General features: G+C 55.2%; 19 protein-coding genes. 12 read left to right on the forward strand and 7 right to left on the reverse strand.

Annotated features, from left to right (window positions below; all coding sequences use genetic code 11):
• Positions 1-213: 213 nt before the first annotated feature.
• From AC6I77_RS05805 to AC6I77_RS05825, 5 genes are read left to right on the forward strand one after another with little or no spacing between them, the layout of a single operon-like run.
• Positions 214-1,062 carry a transporter substrate-binding domain-containing protein gene (locus AC6I77_RS05805; RefSeq protein WP_008925090.1) on the forward strand — a complete coding sequence of 283 codons (849 nt, stop codon included), beginning with the start codon at positions 214-216 and terminating at the stop codon, positions 1,060-1,062.
• Between the two features lie 12 nt (positions 1,063-1,074).
• A complete protein-coding gene (locus AC6I77_RS05810) occupies positions 1,075-1,794 on the forward strand; it encodes an ABC transporter permease (protein ID WP_003851749.1) in 720 nt (239 codons plus the stop codon).
• An 8-nt stretch (positions 1,795-1,802) separates the two neighbouring features.
• Positions 1,803-2,543 carry an ABC transporter permease gene (locus tag AC6I77_RS05815; protein ID WP_008925091.1) on the forward strand — a complete coding sequence of 247 codons (741 nt, stop codon included), beginning with the start codon at positions 1,803-1,805 and terminating at the stop codon, positions 2,541-2,543.
• Positions 2,536-3,330 (forward strand): ABC transporter ATP-binding protein, encoded by a 795-nt coding sequence (locus tag AC6I77_RS05820; RefSeq protein WP_497816757.1) that lies wholly within the window; start codon positions 2,536-2,538, stop codon positions 3,328-3,330. Before AC6I77_RS05815 ends, AC6I77_RS05820 begins: the two co-directional genes overlap by 8 nt.
• Before the next feature lie 8 nt (positions 3,331-3,338).
• Positions 3,339-4,844, forward strand: coding sequence for an HAL/PAL/TAL family ammonia-lyase (locus AC6I77_RS05825; protein WP_497817215.1), 1,506 nt, complete (start codon positions 3,339-3,341; stop codon positions 4,842-4,844).
• Between the two features lie 3 nt (positions 4,845-4,847).
• Here AC6I77_RS05825 and AC6I77_RS05830 read toward each other — a convergent pair whose 3' ends face one another.
• Complete coding sequence (locus AC6I77_RS05830; protein WP_283543392.1) at positions 4,848-5,480, reverse strand: flavin reductase family protein; 633 nt, start codon at positions 5,478-5,480, stop codon at positions 4,848-4,850.
• A 141-nt stretch (positions 5,481-5,621) separates the two neighbouring features.
• Here AC6I77_RS05830 and rlmF point away from each other — a divergent pair, with 141 nt between their 5' ends.
• Complete coding sequence (gene rlmF, locus AC6I77_RS05835; protein WP_497816758.1) at positions 5,622-6,554, forward strand: 23S rRNA (adenine(1618)-N(6))-methyltransferase RlmF; 933 nt, start codon at positions 5,622-5,624, stop codon at positions 6,552-6,554.
• Positions 6,555-6,629: 75 nt separating this feature from the next.
• Here rlmF and glnQ read toward each other — a convergent pair whose 3' ends face one another.
• The 5 genes from glnQ to rhtA form a co-directional block, all read right to left on the reverse strand.
• Complete coding sequence (gene glnQ, locus AC6I77_RS05840) at positions 6,630-7,352, reverse strand: glutamine ABC transporter ATP-binding protein GlnQ (RefSeq protein WP_003851741.1); 723 nt, start codon at positions 7,350-7,352, stop codon at positions 6,630-6,632.
• Entirely contained in the window at positions 7,349-8,008 is a 660-nt protein-coding gene (gene glnP, locus AC6I77_RS05845) for a glutamine ABC transporter permease GlnP (RefSeq protein WP_003851740.1), read from the reverse strand. Before glnP ends, glnQ begins: the two co-directional genes overlap by 4 nt.
• Positions 8,009-8,086: 78 nt before the next feature.
• Positions 8,087-8,833 (reverse strand): glutamine ABC transporter substrate-binding protein GlnH, encoded by a 747-nt coding sequence (gene glnH, locus AC6I77_RS05850; RefSeq protein WP_003851738.1) that lies wholly within the window; start codon positions 8,831-8,833, stop codon positions 8,087-8,089.
• A gap of 319 nt (positions 8,834-9,152) precedes the next feature.
• The gene (dps, locus tag AC6I77_RS05855) at positions 9,153-9,656 is read right to left on the reverse strand and encodes a DNA starvation/stationary phase protection protein Dps (RefSeq protein WP_003851735.1); all 504 of its coding nucleotides are present in this window, start codon (positions 9,654-9,656) and stop codon (positions 9,153-9,155) included.
• A 325-nt stretch (positions 9,657-9,981) separates the two neighbouring features.
• Positions 9,982-10,896, reverse strand: coding sequence for a threonine/homoserine exporter RhtA (gene rhtA / locus AC6I77_RS05860; protein WP_003851733.1), 915 nt, complete (start codon positions 10,894-10,896; stop codon positions 9,982-9,984).
• 368 nt (positions 10,897-11,264) lie between these two features.
• Between rhtA and ompX the strand changes: the two genes are divergently transcribed.
• Complete coding sequence (ompX, locus tag AC6I77_RS05865; RefSeq protein WP_008925816.1) at positions 11,265-11,777, forward strand: outer membrane protein OmpX; 513 nt, start codon at positions 11,265-11,267, stop codon at positions 11,775-11,777.
• Positions 11,778-12,013: 236 nt separating this feature from the next.
• On the opposite strand, the gene AC6I77_RS05870 is transcribed toward ompX, so the two are convergent.
• Positions 12,014-12,205 carry a hypothetical protein gene (locus tag AC6I77_RS05870; RefSeq protein ID WP_283543394.1) on the reverse strand — a complete coding sequence of 64 codons (192 nt, stop codon included), beginning with the start codon at positions 12,203-12,205 and terminating at the stop codon, positions 12,014-12,016.
• A 252-nt stretch (positions 12,206-12,457) separates the two neighbouring features.
• On the opposite strand from AC6I77_RS05870, the gene mntR reads away from it, so the two are divergent.
• The 5 genes from mntR to AC6I77_RS05895 all read left to right on the forward strand — a co-directional run bounded on the left by mntR (position 12,458) and on the right by AC6I77_RS05895 (position 18,437).
• Complete coding sequence (mntR, locus tag AC6I77_RS05875; RefSeq protein WP_003850512.1) at positions 12,458-12,916, forward strand: manganese-binding transcriptional regulator MntR; 459 nt, start codon at positions 12,458-12,460, stop codon at positions 12,914-12,916.
• Positions 12,917-12,936: 20 nt separating this feature from the next.
• Complete coding sequence (locus AC6I77_RS05880) at positions 12,937-14,046, forward strand: SLC13 family permease (protein ID WP_286866546.1); 1,110 nt, start codon at positions 12,937-12,939, stop codon at positions 14,044-14,046.
• A 149-nt stretch (positions 14,047-14,195) separates the two neighbouring features.
• Positions 14,196-15,341 (forward strand): HlyD family secretion protein, encoded by a 1,146-nt coding sequence (locus AC6I77_RS05885; protein WP_003850510.1) that lies wholly within the window; start codon positions 14,196-14,198, stop codon positions 15,339-15,341.
• Positions 15,338-16,906: a DHA2 family efflux MFS transporter permease subunit gene (locus tag AC6I77_RS05890; protein ID WP_003850509.1), complete on the forward strand. Its 1,569-nt coding sequence runs from the start codon at positions 15,338-15,340 to the stop codon at positions 16,904-16,906. The genes AC6I77_RS05885 and AC6I77_RS05890 overlap by 4 nt, the downstream gene beginning before the upstream one ends.
• Position 16,907: 1 nt before the next feature.
• A complete protein-coding gene (locus AC6I77_RS05895; protein WP_497816759.1) occupies positions 16,908-18,437 on the forward strand; it encodes an efflux transporter outer membrane subunit in 1,530 nt (509 codons plus the stop codon).
• Positions 18,438-18,615 lie beyond the last annotated feature (178 nt).

Here is an 18,615-nt window from a genome sequence, read left to right on the forward strand (position 1 = left end):
CGCTTTTTCAGAGCTGGCATAACCTTTGCTTGGTTGTATGTACAAGTACTGCAGTGCGTGCTCTATCTGAATAAATTCCGTCTGGCTCACAAAATGAAAAAGCCGGCAATGAACTGCGTTGCGTTAACTTGTATATACATGACATATCATCTTGTGGGGTTTATGTTAAATCTCATCAGGGCGATCACCAGGCCGCTACTTCAGGAGAACCGTATGACACACCCTCTGACTCTTCGTCGTTTATGTCTTACTACGCTGGTTTCCAGTCTGCTGCTCTGTGGCGTCAGCGCCCAGGCTAAAGAGTGGAAGTCGATCACCATTGCCACTGAAGGCAGTTATGAACCCTGGAACCTCACCCTGCCGGGCGGCAAGCTGGGCGGTTTCGAACCGGAGCTGATGGCGGATCTCTGCCAGCGCATGGCGATCCAGTGCAAGCTGGTGGTGCAGAACTGGGATGGGATGATCGCCGGACTGAATGCCGGAAAATATGACGTCATCATGGATGCGATTGTGATTACGCCCGACCGCAAAAAAGTGGTGAATTTCACCGTGCCTTACGCCTCAACACCCGCCACCTTTATCACGGTAAAAGGGTCACTGCTGCCCGCTGACAGCAAGATCATCAAACTCACTGACGATGAAAAAACCATTGAGCCTGCCATCGCACCCCTGAAAGCAGCGCTGAAGGGCAAAACGATTGGTATCGCCTCTGGCACGGTCTATACGCCGTTTATCGACAAATACTTCAAAGGGGTGGCGGATGTGCGTGAATACACCAGCTCAGCCGATGCGATTCTTGATTTGCAGGCCGGACGCATTGATGCGGTGTTTGACGATGTGACGTTCGCGCAGTCGATGCTGGCACGACCGGATAACCGCAACCTCAGTTTCAGCGGTCCTCAGCTGGGCGGCCCAATCTGGGGTGAGGGCGAGGCGATGGGTGTACGCATGGCCGACAACGATCTGAAAGCCCGACTGGATCAGGCGATTAAAGCCGCGCTGGCCGATGGCACAGTGAAAAAGCTGAGTGAGAAGTGGTTCAAAACTGACGTCACACCCTGAGTGAGGTAACTGATGATAAGCCTGCTGAGTTTTGGCCCGGACGGCTGGGGACGGTTGATTCTGAGTGCCACGCTGACCACGTTGCTGCTGTCGTTTTGCGCGCTGCTGGTCGGCGCGGTGGTGGGATCGGGCGTGGCCGCCGCAAAGTTATCCCCGCACCGGGCGGTACGCTGGCTGGGTGAAAGCTACTCGGTGATCTTTCGGGGTATCCCTGAATTGCTGGTGATCTACCTGTTCTACTTCGGTGGATCGGGACTGATCACGCAGATCGGACAACTGTTTGGCGCAGACGGTTTTATCGAAGCGCCGCCGTTTCTGATCGGGGCATTGGCGATCGGGCTTATCTCCGGCTCTTACCAGGCGGAAGTCTATCGTGCCGCGCGGCTGGCTCTGGCGAAAGGGGAGATCGAAGCCGCCGTCGCCATTGGCATGCCGCGCTGGCGCATCCGGCAACGTATCCTGTTGCCGCAGGTGGCGCGCTATGCGCTGCCCGGCCTGTCTAACGTCTGGCAGATGAGCCTGAAAGATTCCGCGCTGGTATCGGTGACCGGCATTGTCGAGCTCATGCGGGCCAGCCAGATAGCAGCCGGTTCTACCCGGGACTACTTCTCCTTTTACCTGGTGGGCGGTGCCTGTTATCTGCTGCTGACGCTGCTGTCGAATCGCGCCTTTCTGCGCGCCGAATCCCGTCTGGGTCGCGCCTGGCAAAGCCGCACCGCTGCACAGCATTAAGGAGAGTTATGATTGATTTTGCGTTCCTTACTGACACCTTCCTGAAACTCAGCGCGGCGCTGCCGGTCACGCTCGGCCTGTTTATCAGCGCCTTTCTCTGCGGGGGCGTGCTGGCGGTCGGTATTCTGGCGCTGCGCATGAGCCGCTGGCGGCTGCTGAGTGCATTCGCCCGCGGCTACATTCTGGTGTTTCGCGGCTCGCCGCTGATGATTCAGTTGTTCCTGATCTACTACGGGCTGGGACAGTTTGGGGTGATCCGCCACAGCGTCTTCTGGCCGTTTCTGCGTGAGCCTTTTACCTGCGCGGTGCTGGCCCTGTCCCTCTGTACCGCCGCCTACACGGCGGAGATCCTGCGCGGCGCGTTGCTGGCGGTCCCGCCCGGTCAGGTGGAAGCGGGGATGGCATGCGGCATGTCGCGCGGCCTGCTGCTGCGGCGCATTATCGCACCGGTGATGCTGCGTTATGCGCTGCCTGCGTACTCCACCGAAGCGATTCTGCTGGTGAAATCAACCGCGCTGGCGAGTCTGGTGACGGTGTGGGATGTCACCGGGGTCGCGCAGCAGATTATCCAGCGTACTTACCGCACCATGGAGGTGTTTCTCTGTGCAGCGGCGATCTATCTGATCCTCAACTTCATCATTGTTCAACTGTATGCCCTGCTGGAGCGGCGTCTGACACCGGTTCATAAACCGGAAAAAAAGCCGTTACCGGCCGCTAAGCCGATCCCCGGAGGAGAAAAAAATGTCTGAACTGCCACCCGTCACGCTGTCGGCCAGCGATATCCATAAATCCTTTGGCGCGATGGAGGTGCTGAAGGGCATCTCGCTGCAGGCGCATCAGGGCGATGTCATCTCTATTCTCGGTGCCAGCGGCTCCGGTAAAAGTACGCTGCTGCGCTGTATCAACCTGCTGGAGACGCCTGATTCTGGCGTCGTCAGCGTGGGCGGTGAAACCATTGAGATGAAGCGTCATGCACGCGGGCACCAGCTGGCGGCTAACCCGCGTCAGATTGAACGGCTGCGTTCCCGGCTGGGGATGGTGTTTCAGAGCTTTAATCTCTGGTCGCATCTCACCGTACTGCAAAACGTTATTGAAGGGCCGCACTATGTGCTGAAGCGCGATAAAAAAGCCTGCATCGCTAAGGCAGAACAGCTGCTGGATCGGGTTGGCCTGCTGAATCGCAAAGACTTCTATCCCGCTCAGCTTTCGGGCGGCCAGCAGCAGCGGGTGGCGATCGCCCGCGCGCTGGCGATGGACCCGGAGGTGATGCTGTTTGATGAACCGACATCGGCACTGGATCCGGAACTGGTGGGTGAGGTGCTGAAGGTGATGCGCAGCCTGGCCGAAGAGGGGCGCACCATGCTGGTGGTCACGCACGAGATGGGCTTTGCCCGCAACGTCTCAAACCGGGTCGTGTTTATGCATCAGGGCACGATTGATTGTCAGGGCACGCCAGAGGCGATGTTCGGCGAGGCGGGATCGGCGCGCTTTAAGCAGTTTATTTCCAGTCATCATCAGGTGGAGCCGGTGGTATGAGCGACGTCATGAGTCAGACGCGGGTCTGGGGCGATGGTCCGCTTAAATGGCAGGAGCTGGTGCAGGTCGCCCGGCATGGCGCGACTCTGATGCTAAGCGACAGCGCCTGGCAGCGAATTGCCCGGAGTCGTGAAATCGTCGGCAACATCGTCGCGGCGGGGCAGGTAGCCTACGGCATTAATACCGGATTAGGGGCGTTGTGCAACATTACTCTTTCCGAAGATGAACTGAGCCAGCTGTCGCGCAATACCTTACTGAGCCATGCCTGTGGTGTCGGGCCGGTGCTGAAAAAAGCGGAGGTCCGCGCCATTCTGTGTGCCGCGATTGCCAACTACAGTCATGGCAAATCGGGTGTGTCAGTGGCGCTGGTGCAGCAGCTGCTGGCGCTACTGAATCTGCAGATTACCCCTCAGGTGCCGTCTCAGGGATCGGTGGGCTATCTGACCCACATGGCGCATATCGGTCTGGCCCTGATTGGCATCGGCGAGGTGGAGTGGCACGGCGAAATCATGTCCGCGCAGCAGGCGCTGGCCCAGGCGGGCTTAGCGCCTTACCGGCCAGGTGCCAAAGAGGGACTGAGCCTGGTCAACGGCACGCCTTGCATGACCGGCTTAGCCTGCCTGGCGCTGGACGATGCCGGGCGTCTGCTGGACTGGGCGGATGTGACAGGCGCAATGAGTTTTGAAGCGCTGCGCGGTCAGCTGGTGGCGTTTGATCCAGAGGTGCTGGCACTCAAGGCCAGCCCGGGAATACAGCGCAGTGGTGAACGTCTGCGCCAGTTGCTGAGAGACAGCCCGCTGCTGAACGCGAGTGTCGGCATCCGCACTCAGGATGCGATGAGTCTGCGGTCGATGCCGCAGGTGCACGGCGCCTGCCGCGATCAGTTTGATCACGCCGCACGTCAGGTGGAGACTGAACTCAACGCCTGTACCGACAATCCGTTGATTCTGGGCACGCCGCAGGAGTGGCGCGTGGTGTCACAGTCACATCCGCACGGTGAATCGGTGGCGATGGCCTGTGACCTGCTGGCGATTGCGCTGGCGGAGCTCGGGAGTATTGCCGAACGACGGCTGGATCGGCTGGTAAACCCGCTGGTCAGTGGCCTGCCCCCGTTTCTGGTGGCCGAGCCTGGCGTCAATTCTGGCATGATGATTGCGCAGTACGTCGCGGCCTCACTCTGCGCGGAAAACCGTCAGCTGGCGCAGCCTGCGGTACTCGATAACTATGTCACTTCAGGATTACAGGAGGATCACGTCAGTCTTGGCACCGGTTCGGCGTTAAAGCTGCTGAAGCTGGTCAGCAACGTCGATCACATCATCGCGATTGAGTATCTGCTGGCGGCGCAGGCGCTGGAGTTTCACGGTGAATCACAGCTGGCAGCCGGCACGCGGCGCGCCTGGCAGCATCTGCGGCAGGTGGTTGAGCGCTGGCAGCAGGATCGCTGGCTGGCGCCCGACATCGCCCGTGCGGTGGCGCAGATAAGGGCGCACCGGACCGATGCGCTTGTGGGGTGAGGATTATTTAGGGCGTGCGTCCGGACGGACCAGGTCAAAGCGTTGTGTTTCGCTGATGCCGTAATAGGCGCTGGGACCACCTGCGCGCAGAATCGGCTCGGCTTTTGCGGTCTGATAAATGCCCGCTTCCAGCAGCGATTCATCGATGTGGATCGCGACCGCTTCACCCAGCACCAGCCAGCTGTCGACCAGATTGCCACTGGCATCCTGCAACTGAATCAGCTGGGTCAGACGACACTCAAAGTTGACCGGGCTTTCCGCCACCAGACTGGCACCTACCTGTGATGCCGCCAGTGGTGTTAACCCTGCAAAGGCAAACTCATCCTGATCGGCAGGCAGCGAAGCGGAACTTTCGTTCATCGCTTCGGCCAGCGGGCGGGTAGCCAGGTTCCAGACAAACTCTTTGGTGTCCGCAATGTTCTGCACGCTGTCTTTCCAGCCGCTGCTGGCGAAACCGATAATTGGCGGATGATAGTTGAAGCAGTTAAAGAAGCTGTAAGGGGCCAGATTGCGCTGGCCGCTGGCGCTGACAGAGCTAATCCAGCCGATTGGTCGTGGTCCGATAATGGCGTTGAGCGGATCGTGGGGCAGACCGTGACCAGCACGGGGTTCATAGGAATAGCGTTTCCGGGTCATAACGTCTCCAGCAGGTGATTTTATTTATCTTAGCCCGACAGCATCACCCGACGGAATCGGAAAGCGGTAAGCGGATGGTGCGGGTTTATTTTCCGCCGCCTACAGCGTATTGTACGCGCGCCTGAATAATTGAGAGAACGTATGAAAAAGTCAGCCAGCACGTCGCCCTTCCACGCCCGCAATCGCCATCAGGGCGAATACGATTTTGCCGCGTTAACCGCTGCTCATCCGCCGCTGAAGGCTAAAGTCCGGCCTAATGGTTATGGCGTGAAGTCCGTGGATTTTGCGGACCCGGAGGCGGTGATGCTGCTGAACCAGGCGCTGATCAAACTCTTTTACGACATCGACTGGCAGCTTTCTCCCGGCTCACTCTGCCCGCCGGTACCGGGACGCGCCGATTATCTGCACTACCTGGCCGATCTGCTGGCGCTGGATAACAACGGGGTTATCCCGATGGCGGACATTCTCGATGTTGGCTGCGGCGCAAACTGCATCTATCCACTGATTGGTGCGGCAGAATATGGCTGGCGCTTTACCGGCACCGAAATTGATGACGCCGCCATCAAAGCCGCTAACCGCATCGTTGCGGCCAACCCACGCCTGACGCGCCAGATCCGTCTGCGTCGTCAGAAAAACAACGATGCGGTGCTGGCGGGTGTGGTCAGCAAAACGGAATTCTTCAGCGCGGTGATGTGTAATCCGCCGTTCCACGCGTCGCCGGATGAGGCAGTGGCCGGTTCGCAGCGCAAGGTCCGCAATCTCGGACTGGACAAGAGTGCGCCACTTAACTTTGGCGGTCAGCACAATGAGCTGTGGTATCCCGGTGGCGAAAAGGCGTTTATCGGCAAGATGATCGCCGAGAGCGTGGCGCTGGGTCGTCAGATCGGCTGGTTTACCTCGCTGGTGTCGCGCAAAGAGAACTTACCGGCACTGGAAAAACAGCTGCAGGCGCTCGACGTTGCTGAAGTGCGGGTGGTGAACATGGCCCAGGGTCAGAAGCAGAGCCGCTTCCTGGCGTGGAGTTTTATGCCTGCCGCCCAGCGCACCAAATTGCTGAGTCGTCTGGGAAGTTAGGGGTTTCCCGGTGCAGGCACGCTATTACTGCGGCCCGGGGCATTAAAAAACGGGCCGCTTAGCGGCCCGTTTTGATCAGGAGACGTGCTGCAGGAATTCGCGCAGACGGTCACTGGGTGGATTACTGATCAGGCTGTCAGGATCGCCATCTTCTGCAATCCGGCCTTTATCAATAAAGATCAGGCGCGAGGCGACCTTCTGTGCAAAGCCCACTTCATGCGTCACAATCACCATCGTCATGCCTTCTTCCGCCAGATCCTGCATCACTTTAAGGACTTCATGACGCAGTTCCGGGTCCAGCGCTGAGGTTGGCTCATCGAACAGCATCATCTTTGGCTTAACCGCCAGCGCACGGGCAATCGCCACGCGCTGCTGCTGGCCGCCGGACAGCTCAGACGGAAAATGATGTGCACGCTCTGCCAGGCCCACTTTGCCCAGCAACTCACGCGCCAGCTGGCGTGCCGCTTCTTTACTGGCGCCACGCACCCGGATAGGACCAAAGGCAACGTTGTCCAGCGCACTCATCTGTGGGAACAGATGAAACTGCTGGAATACCATGCCCGCTTCCTGACGAATCAGGCGGTCATCAACTTTCGGGTCATTCACGCGCAGGCCATCAACAATCAGCTCGCCGCTGGTGATCTCTTCCAGCTTGTTAATGCAGCGTAAGAGGGTGGATTTACCGGAACCGGATGGGCCGATAATCACCACCACTTCGCCCTGGTTAATCTTCAGATCAATATTGTGCAGCACCTGGGTCTGGCCAAAATGCTTGGAGACATCTTTAAATTCAATCACAGGATTTTCACCCTTTTCTCAATGCGGCGCAGCACAAAGCTCAGCACCAGCGTAATCACCAGATAGATGATCGCGACGGCGCTCCAGATTTCCAGAGCGCGGAAGTTACCGGCAATAATCTCCTGACCCTGACGCGTCAGTTCAGCCACACCAATAACGATAAACAGCGAGGTATCTTTGATGCTGACAATCCACTGGTTGCCCAGCGGTGGCAGCATACGGCGCAGCGCCAGCGGCATAATCACGTAGCGCAGCGTCTCACGGCTCGACAGGCCAAGCGCCAGTCCGGCTTCGCGGAAGCCCTTATTAATCGACAGCACGGCACCACGCGTAATCTCCGCGATATAAGCGCCAGAGTTAATCATGATGGTCACTACCGCTGCGCTGAAGGGATCAATGCGCAGGTCGGGGAACGCCATCGGCAGAGCAAAGTAGATGAACATCACCTGCACCACGATAGGGGTGCCGCGGATAATTTCGATAAACACCAGTGCGATGTTATTGGTGATCCAGCCGCCGTAAGCGCGGGCAAAACCGGCAATCAGCCCGATAAACAGGCCGCCAACCAGTCCAATAACAGAGATTATTAAAGTCAGTTTAGCGCCTTCAAGCAGCGCTGGCATGGCGGGCCAGATGACGCTCCAGTCAAACTCCATGGTGTCACTCCAGATATGTTGCGATGGAAAAAAGCAGGGAAAAAGTTTCCCTGCTGAAATCAGATAACGGGCAAATTATTATTTAGGTTCGGTGCCGAACCATTTTTTATAGAGCGTGTTATAGGTGCCGTTCTCTTTCAGGGTTTTCAGTGCGCCGTTTACTTTTTCACGTAAATCGTCGCTGCCTTTCGGGAAGGCGATACCATACTGCTGCGCTTCAATCGAATCGCCTACCGCTTTAAAGCGGCCTTTACCGGCGGTGTGGATGAAGTAAAGAATGTTTGGCGTGTCATGCAGCACGGCGTCCGCACGGTTAGTGCCCAGTTCCATGTAGGCGCTGTCGATGTTCGGGAACTGACGCAGGTCTTTAGATTTGATGTGGGCTTTTGCGTATTCCACAGAGCCGGTGCCGCTTTTCACAGCAACCACTTTACCGTTCAGATCGCTGATGCCTTTGATGTCGTTTTCATTGTTACGCACCATTACCTGCAAACCGCTTTTGTAATAGCCATCAGAAAACTCGATCGCTTTTTTACGTTCTTCGGTAATGGTGATGCCCGCAAGGGCCAGATCGACATTGCGCGTTTGCAGTGCAGGGATGATGCCGCTGAAGTCCATTGGCTTCAGGGTATAATCCAGCTTCAGCTCTTTCGCAATGGCATCCCACAGATCCACATCAAAGCCGACATATTTGTCACCCTGTTTGAATTCGAACGGAACAAAGGCGGTATCGGTAGCGACAACCAGCTTCTTATCTGCTGCAGTGGAAGAGAGGGAGAAGGCCAGCGCCAGCGCGGCCACAGAAACTTTTAACAGTGACTTCATCATTTTTCCTTTTTTTACTACCAGGCGGCAGGGCCTGCGTTTGCGGCTTGTCATATGAAATAATTATGCCAACTTTGCAAGTTTCGCGAAATCAGAGAGTTAAATAACATAGCTGACACGATTTTGCAGTTAATTCTGCCTTTGCACCATTTAGGTGCTCAGTTTTGGTGCATATGGCTGTTTTGGTGCAAGCGGTAGTGTGCCTCAGATGTTAAGGCTGTGAAGCGAAGGAAGGAAGAACTGTTAACAGGGTCATAAAAATGCGGTAACGCAGACGTAAAAAAGGCGGGTTTCCCCGCCTGATTGACTGCATTGAGTTTTATTCAATGTTGGCTTCGATGAACCACAGGAATTTGTCCAGGTCACGTGATGCCGCAGTAAAGATGTCAGCGGTATCTTCATCTTTCACTTCAGTAATGGCTTTACGGGTATCATTAGCCACGACGCTATAACGGTCTGCCAGCGCTTTCAGGTGATCCTGAACGCTGTGAATATTCAGCGGATAGCTTTTCAGCGGCGTCGTATCGTTAACAACCTGCGTGGTGCCCAGTGCAACGCCGCCCAGCTGTACCACACGCTCAGCAATGGTGTCCTGATGCTCGGTGATTGCAGTACGGAAGCCGTCCAGCATTTCATGTACACCGATGAAGTTAGCACCGCGCATGTTCCAGTGCGCCTGCTTAGTAATCAATGACAGGTCAATAAACTCGACTACCAGACGGTTCAACACCGCGATGGTGGCTTTCTTCTCATCTTCGGCCACGTCATTACGGGTATAAATCAGGTCAGCAGATTTAGTTTTAACCAGTTTAGCGGTACTCATCGTTTCAGTCCTCTCTTTGATGGTTGTCCTAATCAAGTACCGGATAAGTATAGCAGCGCTTTTCAGCTTTGCAGAAACGACTTTATCGATAGATGAAATAGTGCAGGTCTTTATTAAATGCGGGAAGGCACAGACGAGGTTAACGCAATGTTAAAATAAAAGCGCTTGTATTTAATTAATTAAATCAATGCTTTAATTTTACATGTAAATAACAGGTAAGCGTCTGTTTCAAAATAGTCAGAACCTGGACAGGGAATGGTTAAGAATAATTCTCATGATGAGCATGATTGTTATTTAGCCCACCACAAAGGCAGGCTAAAGGCGTTTATTTCTGACCAGAATCTGATAATTCCACGCTGCTTAACTGGCTCTTTTTCGGTCGCATGGTCAGCGTTGAGCCTGCCGAAGCGATGATGATTGCCAGTAGCGCCAGCCACTGTAGGCCGGTCAGCGTTTCGCCCAAAAACAGCATGCCGGAAAAAGCGGCCATGGCGGGTTCCAGACTCATCAGCGTGCCGAAGATGCGCGCCGGTAAGCGGGTAAGGGCGATCATCTCCAGTGAGTAGGGTATCGCGCTGGAGAGCAGGGCAACCAGCAATGCGATCGGCATCACGGCCCATGTCCAGATGCCACTTTCTGCAAACGTCAGCCCCAGCGGTACAAAAATCACCGAAGCAATCAGCGAACCGATAGCCACTGTCGCAGGACCATGTTCTGCACCTGCCCGCTGTCCCGCCAGGATATAGATTGCCCAGCAGGCACCCGCACTCACGGCCAGTGCTGCGCCCAATGGATCAATCGCGGTCATCCCTGTCCCAAACGGCAGCAGGAACCACAAACCAATCACCGCCAGCAGCACCCAGACAAAATCCAGTGGTCTGCGCGATCCAAACAGCGCCAGCGCCAGTGGACCGGTAAACTCCAGTCCCACCGCCACGCCCAGCGGCACAGTGCGAATCGCCAGATAGAATGTGAAGTTCATGGTGCCCAACGCCAGACCATACATCAGCAAAGGCAGACGTTGTTCCCGGCTAAAGCGTAAACGCCAGGGTTTAAAGATGACACAGAGTATCAGGGTGCCAAAGCCCAGACGCAGCGCGGTGATTCCCGTCGCCCCAACAGAAGGAAACAGGCTTTTTGCCAGAGAAGCACCGCCCTGCAGCGACAGCATCGCAATCAGCAGTACGGCAATTGGCAACACGATTGGCGCAAGATTTTTAGAAGCGGGAGAGGCAGACATCCTGTGTACTTTTCCTGGTCATCAACGTAACGAGTGGGCCAGTGTAAAGGAAATGTCAGGCAAAAAATCATGAGTCAGCGTTTTTAATTTGCCTTAACTGCGCAAATTTTGGCCAAAATCAGTGCCATTTAGGTAAAGAAATGTCAGGTTTTTTTAGGAATTAACTTAAACGGCAAATTGAGCACAAAAAGATTATTGCAGGAAGATGACGGATTTTATAAGAAAAATGAATGACATAGTATGTCGCATTAACGTCCTGTTACACCAAACTTTCTGTTAGACAACAAAATCCGGGCAGAGTTTCTCGCTATTTTTTGTTATATTTTCAGCGTTGTCAGGAGAGAAGTATTTTCACATTTGAGGTGGTTATGAAAAAAATTGCATGTCTTTCAGCATTAGCCTGTGTACTGGCAGTATCTGCAGGTTCAGCAATGGCACAGAGCACCGTAACTGGTGGCTATGCTCAGAGCGATTATCAGGGCGTAGCGAACAAAGCTAACGGCTTCAACCTGAAATACCGCTACGAAGACGGTTCTAACCCACTGGGTTGGATCGGTTCATTCACCTACACTGAAAAAGATCGTACCGAAGATGGCGTTTACAACAAAGGCCAGTACTACGGTGTGACCGGTGGTCCAGCTTTCCGTCTGAACGACTGGGCTAGCATCTATGGTGTTGTCGGTATCGGCTATGGTAAATACCAGGGCAACGAAACTGCATCACGTGATAAAACTGACACCAGCGACGTAGGTTTCTCTTACGGCGCAGGCATGCAGTTTAACCCAATGCAGGACATCGCACTTGACGTTGGTTACGAGCAGAGCCGTATCCGTAGCGTTGACGTCGGTACCTGGATTGCTGGCGTAGGTTACAGCTTCTAAGTTTAGCTTAGCTGACCTGCAAAAAAACGGCCCCTTGTGGGCCGTTTTTTATTGTGCTGATTTTACCCGCCACCCCGACTTACCTGTCGGTCTCCCGTCTCATTCTCTGGCAGACGCTGATCTGCAGGCATGCCCCTTTCAGCCTCAGGGCAGTTTCTTATGAGGGGAAAAAACAAAGAGAACAAACAGAGGGGCGTGAGCCTTTCAACCGCAGGCAAAAAGGCTCTGAATCAGGATTAGCCGCGCCAGATAAGATTCGGACAGCGAGGTTCGGCAGGCTTATGGCCCAGCAGTTTTTCAATCAGCATCAGACGCAGTGTGAAAGGGGAACGCGTCAGCAGGCACAGCCAGGATTTAAAATCCGTGGTTGTTTTCTTCTCTGTCTGGAAGCATTTGCTGCAATCTAAGCAACATTTCAGAGTGCTCATAGAATTACCTCCCAATCCTGATCGACGCGGTAATCAGCAGCGTGGGGTGAGAGCGTCATCATCACCAGAGCAACAGAAGATCACTAGGGATCATGCGTTGGCTGCTTACATTATCAACAAAGATAGCACTGGCTATATCGTTTAGCCAAGGCTAATGACGAAAAATTTGAGCTTCTTTGTGGCTGGTTTACAATGAGCGCAGCTAAATCCGTACAGCAGCGTCAGTACGGGAAATAATAATGAGGAAGCTGAATGAGTCGTCGTGCTAAAAGCGTGGTTTCTGCGCCGAAAGGACCACTGAAAGATATTGAAGAGCATGTCGAAGGTTTTCGGCAGGTGCGTGAAGCGCATCGTCGGGAGTTAATTGATGACTACGTTGAGTTAATCTCTGATTTAATTGGTGAATTTGGCGAAGCACGTCAGGTCGATATGGCAGCCCGTCTGGGCGTTTCGCAACCGACAGTGGCTAAAATGCTGAAACGACTTGGCAGTGCCGGGCTGGTTGAGCAGGTCCCTTACCGCGGTGTCTTCCTGACCAGTGAAGGGGAGAAGCTGGCAGAGGAGAGTCGCGCCCGTCATCATATTGTTGAAAGTTTTCTGCTGGCGTTAGGCATCAGCCCCGAAACGGCCCGACGCGATTCAGAAGGTATTGAACATCACGTCAGTGATGAAACTCTGGCTGTATTTAAGAAGTTCTCCGAAACCCGTTAACGCTAAGGCGTACCCTCACCATGCCACAACTGCTTCGATCTTTTTTGCATGACTCAATTTTGCATTTATTAATCGTGATTGGTGTAGTTCTGGCATTCCTGGCGGATTTCCGCTGGGCCGATCTGCCCGGAGCCGTAGACTGGCATACCATTATCACACTCACCGGGTTATTGATTCTGACCAAAGGGCTGGAAACCAGCGGCTACTTTGACGTGCTGGGAGGACGCCTGATTGCGCGTTTCCGGCACGAACGTGCGCTGGCGCTATTTATGGTACTGGCTGCCGCGTTGCTCTCCACGTTTTTAACCAACGATGTTGCGCTGTTTATTCTGGTGCCGCTGACATTAACGCTGCGGAAGTTCTCTCATTTACCTATCTCGCGACTGATCATTTTCGAGGCGCTGGCAGTGAATGCCGGGTCGCTGCTGACGCCGGTCGGCAATCCGCAAAACATTCTGCTGTGGAGTCACGGCAAGCTCAGCGTTATTGCATTCATTGTGCAGATGCTGCCGCTGGCCGCCTGGCTGCTGCTGAGCCTGGTCGTGCTGACCTGGTTTAGCTTTTCAAAGCGGACAATTGATAAACATGACAACCCGGAGCAGCCGGAGTGGCAGAAGCCGCTGTTTATTGTCAGCGTGGTGTTATACCTGCTGTTTATCGCCGGTCTGGAGCTGGAAATCACCGGCTGGATACTGCTGGTTATCCTCGCCACCTTTTTGGTAATGGCGCGTCCGGTACTGCAACGTATCGACTGGAGCCTGCTGGCGGTGTTTATCGCCATGTTTATTGACGTCTTCCTGCTGACACGTCTGCCGGTGATGCAGGCTCACTTTGATGCGGTGGCGCATTTCGGCCAGGGGCAGCTCTATCTGCTGGCGATTGGTCTGTCACAGGTGATCAGCAATGTCCCGGCGACGATTCTGCTGCTGCAAAAAGTCCCGCCAACCGATGTGCTCGCCTGGGCGGTCAACATCGGTGGATTCGGTCTGCTGCCAGGTTCACTGGCTAACCTGATTGCTCTGCGTATGGCGAAAGATCGTGCCGTATGGTGGCAATTTCATCTCTTTTCCCTTCCTTTGCTGGCCTGGTCAATGGCCAGCGGCTGGCTACTGCTGCGGTTGCTCAATTAGGCCCGATACATCCTGCTATCGCTGTCAGGTGGCAGGATGTGCGGCATTCCTCAAGTTTCGTAAAGTTGCACTGGATTTTGTCAATTTCCGATATAAGGTTAACAGGACCTTTATGCCCGGAATCAGGGCCTTAGCCAGTGATGGGAACTATGAGCGAGAACAATCAACGCGATCCACATCAGCAGGACGCAGAAAACACGACGGATCAAAACCGTCAGTCAGAGGAAAATCAGGACAACGACCAGCAGCCTGAGCGTAAACGCCCCGGTAAAAAGCCGCTGATTATTCTGGCGGTGGTGGTGGTGATTATGCTGATTGTCGGTCTCTGGTTCTGGTTATCTACCCGCAATATTGAAACCACCGACGACGCCTTTACCGAAGGCGATGCCGTTACTATTGCGCCTAAAGCATCCGGCTATGTCGTGAAGTTGCTGGTGAAAGATAACCAGCGGGTGAAGAAGGGCGATCTGCTGGTGGAGATTGATCCCAGCGACAACCGTGCCCAGCGTGAACAGGCTAACGCGCAGCTCGGTTTAGCCGTTGCACAACTGCATCAGGCGCAGGCCCAGCTGGCGCTGTCAAAAGTACAGTATCCGGCTCAGCGCGATCAGGCTCTGGCCGATCAGGCGAAAGCAGAAGCCAATATGCTGAATGCGCAGGCGGATTATCGTCGCCAGCGTGGCGTCGATCCACGTGCGACCAGCCAGCGTAATATCGACAGCGCGTCTGCGCAGCTACGTTCGGCGCAGGCACAGTTACAGAGTGCGAAAGCCCAGGTTGAAGTCGCTTCACAGGTTGCCCTGCAGATTCGTCAGCAGGAGACCAATGTTGAAGCGCGTCAGCAACAGGTTGAGCAGGCGAAAGCACAGTTAAGCACGGCCGATCTTAATCTCTCCTATACCCAGGTTCGCGCGCCTTATGACGGGTTTATCACCAAGCGTAACGTTCAGCTGGGCACGCTGGTGCAGGCCGGTTCCTCTCTGTTTTCGCTGGTTTCGCCTGACATCTGGGTTACTGCGAACTTCAAAGAGTCTCAGCTGGAACGCATGAATCCTGGCGATAAAGTGAAAATCAGCGTTGATGCCTGGCCGGACATGAAGCTGGAAGGACACGTCGACAGCATTCAGATGGGCTCCGGCTCACGCTTCTCGACCTTCCCGTCAGAAAACGCCACCGGTAACTACGTGAAAATTGTTCAGCGTGTGCCAGTGAAAATCGTTATCGACAAGGGCCTGGATCCGAACCATCCGCTGCCGCTGGGTCTCTCCGTTGAACCCGAGGTAACAGTGGAATGAGTACGGCGCAGAGCTGGAAACCGGCCAGTAATCCGTGGTTAGTGGCGATCACGGTCACGCTGGCGGTGTTTATGGAGATCCTCGACACCACCATCGTTAACGTGGCGCTGCCGCACATCGCCGGTTCGCTCTCCTCCAGTTATGATGAGTCAACCTGGGTGCTGACCTCCTATCTGGTGGCGAACGGCATTGTGCTGCCTATCTCTGCGTTCTTCAGCCGGCTGTTTGGCCGTAAACAGTTTTTCCTGATTTGCATTGTGATGTTCACCATTTGCTCGTTCCTGTGCGGCATCGCCACTGAACTCTGGCAAATCATTCTGTTCCGCGTGCTGCAGGGCTTTTTTGGTGGCGGATTGCAGCCCGTTCAGCAGTCCGTGCTGCTGGACTACTTCAAGGCAGAAGATCGCGGCAAGGCATTTGGTCTCTCCTCCATCGCTATTATCGTCGCGCCGGTGATTGGCCCGACATTGGGTGGCTGGATCACTGACAACTACAGCTGGCGCTGGGTGTTCTTTATTAACATTCCGGTGGGCGTGCTGACTGTGCTGGCGATCTATCAGCTGCTGGAAGATCCGCCTTGGGAGCGTAAATGGGCCAAAGGTAAGCTGAAGATCGATTACATCGGGATCAGCCTGATTACCTTAGGCCTGGGGTGTCTGCAGGTGATGCTGGATCGCGGAGAAGATGAGGACTGGTTTGCTTCGCACTTTATCGTACTGTTCGCTGTTCTGGCGCTGGTTGGCATCGTTGGCGCCATTTACTGGCTGATGTATGCGCGTAAGCCGGTGGTCGATATTCTGGTAATGAAAGATCGCAACTTCTGGGTGGCCGGGCTGTTGATGGCGGGAATGGCAATGATTCTGTATGGCAGTTCTGTGGTGTTGCCACAGCTGGCGCAGCAGGATCTGGGTTATACCGCCACCTGGTCAGGGCTGGTGTTGTCGCCCGGCGCGGTGCTTATTGTGCTGACCATTCCACTGGTGCTGAAACTGATGCCGATTGTGCAGACGCGATACATCATCGCCTTTGGTTTCAGCTGTCTGGCCATGGCGTTTTTCTATTCAGCTACCCTGACGCCGAATGTCGATTTCAAAACGCTGGTGATGATGCGTAGCGCACAGTCGATCGGGCTGGGTTTCCTGTTTGTTCCGCTGACTACGATTGCCTTTGTCACCATTCCTCAGCGACTTAACGCGGACGCCTCCGCGCTCTTTACCATGTTCCGTAACGTGGCCGGATCCATTGGGATCTCGCTCTCGACCGCGGCCATTACCGAGCGCGCACAGGCGCGGTCTGCGCATATGGTGCACAACATGACGCCGCTTAACGAGCCGTTCAACATTACGCTTGAGCACTGGGCGCAGGCGATACGCGACTTCACGTCGGCGGTGGGCGATCCCATTACGCTGGCAACCGGTCAGCTCTATCAGGAGATGATTGCGCAGTCGCGTATTCTCGCATACATCGATGTCTTCTCAGGCCTGAGTATTGTCGCCCTGATTTTGATTCCATTTTGTTGGCTGCTGTCGCCGATCAAGAGCGAAGGCAGTGCAGGAGCACACTAACATGAAGGTTTTTTATACTCATCGCCTGAAACCCCTGAGCTTACTGCTGGCCCTGGGGCTGGCGGGCTGCGCTGTCGGACCTGACTATCAGGCACCGAAACCTGCCGTGCCAGGTAGCTACAACACGCTGGATTCACAGGAGGCGTCAAAGCCGCAAAATTCAGCGATTAATTCCCGCTGGTGGCGGAGCTTTAACGATCCGCAGCTCGACAGCCTGATTGAGCGGGCGATAGCGGGGAACCTGAGCCTGCAGCAGACAGTGCTGCGGATTGCGGGTGCGCGTGAACAGCTGACGCAGGCCCAGGGCAGCCTGTTCCCCAGTCTGAGCGGTTCGGCTAAAGTCACCCGTCAGCAGCTCGGCCTGAAAGGCTTGCTTGAGTCCAATGGCGCCACCGATCAACTCGACAGCAACGTGGCCAGCCAGCTCAATGGCCTGACCCAGCCGGTTAACCTCTATCAGGGCAGCTTCGATGCCAGCTGGGAGCTTGACCTGTGGGGCAAAGTTCGCCGTCAGGTTGAGGCCGCCAATGCCCAGCAGCAGGCAGCGATAGAGCAGCGTAACGATGCGCTGGTCTCACTTGAGGCCGAAGTTGCGCGAGCCTGGCTGCAGCTGCGAGGCGCGCAGAGCACCGTTCAGACTCTGCAGGAGCAGATTAATGTGGCGCAGCAGACGACCGAGCTGACGCAAAGTCAGCAGCGTAATGGTCTGGCTCCGTTAACTGATGTAGAAAATGCCCGTGCCCAGCTCAGCACGCTTCAGGCCCAGCTGCCGCAGTATCAATCGCAGGCACGGCAGGCGATGAACGGATTAGCGGTGCTGCTCGGCAAAACACCGGGTGCACTGGATGCTGAACTCAGCACACCTAAAGCCTTACCGCCGTTGCCGCAGTTTGTACCGGTTGGTATTCCCTCCACGCTGGCACGTCGTCGTCCTGATATTCGCCAGGCTGAAGCGACGCTGCATGCTCAAACCGCGGAGATCGGCGTGTCTGTTGCGCAGCTCTTCCCAAGCCTGTCGCTGACCGGACAGCTGGGCGTCCGCAACACTGACGCCAGTTATCTGGATAACTGGAGCAGCCATTTCTACAGTTATGGCCCCTCGCTTTCGATCCCGATTTTCCAGGGTGGACAACTGGTATCGAGCGTCAAGTTAGCGCGGGCGCAGCAGGCCAGCGCCGCGCTGGATTACCGTCAAACTGTGCTGACGGCGTTACAGGATGTCGAGAATGCGCTGGTCAGCTACCGCGCCGACCAGCAGCGCGTGACTGCGCTGGATGAGACGACCGGCGCCCTGCAGCGGGCCTTTAACCTCGCCAGCGACAGTTACCGCCAGGGGCTTTCGACCTTCCTTGACGTGCTGGATGCGCAGCGCCAGCTGGCACAGGCTCAGGAGCAGGCGACTCAGGCGAGAATGCAGAGCGCTCTGGATTTAGTGGCGCTTTATAAAGCGCTGGGCGGCGGATGGGAAACGTATCAGAACGTTGAGATGCCTCAATATCCGGTATTTGGTCCGGCCACACAGGCGAATTAATCCTTTCGCGGTCGCTGCCTGTGCGCAGTGACCGCTTTATCTCTCCCTTTTAACCGCGTTAAGTTAAGGGTTCTCACCCACTCAATGTAAATCTCAATGGTCTAAGCCGTTGAATTAGCATACATCGCAGCCCCAACGCGTCCGGTCCGGACTGCAGAAAATAAACAGCCAGTCTTAG

The organism is Pantoea sp. X-Soil-ISGK-259 (genome assembly GCF_059730705.1).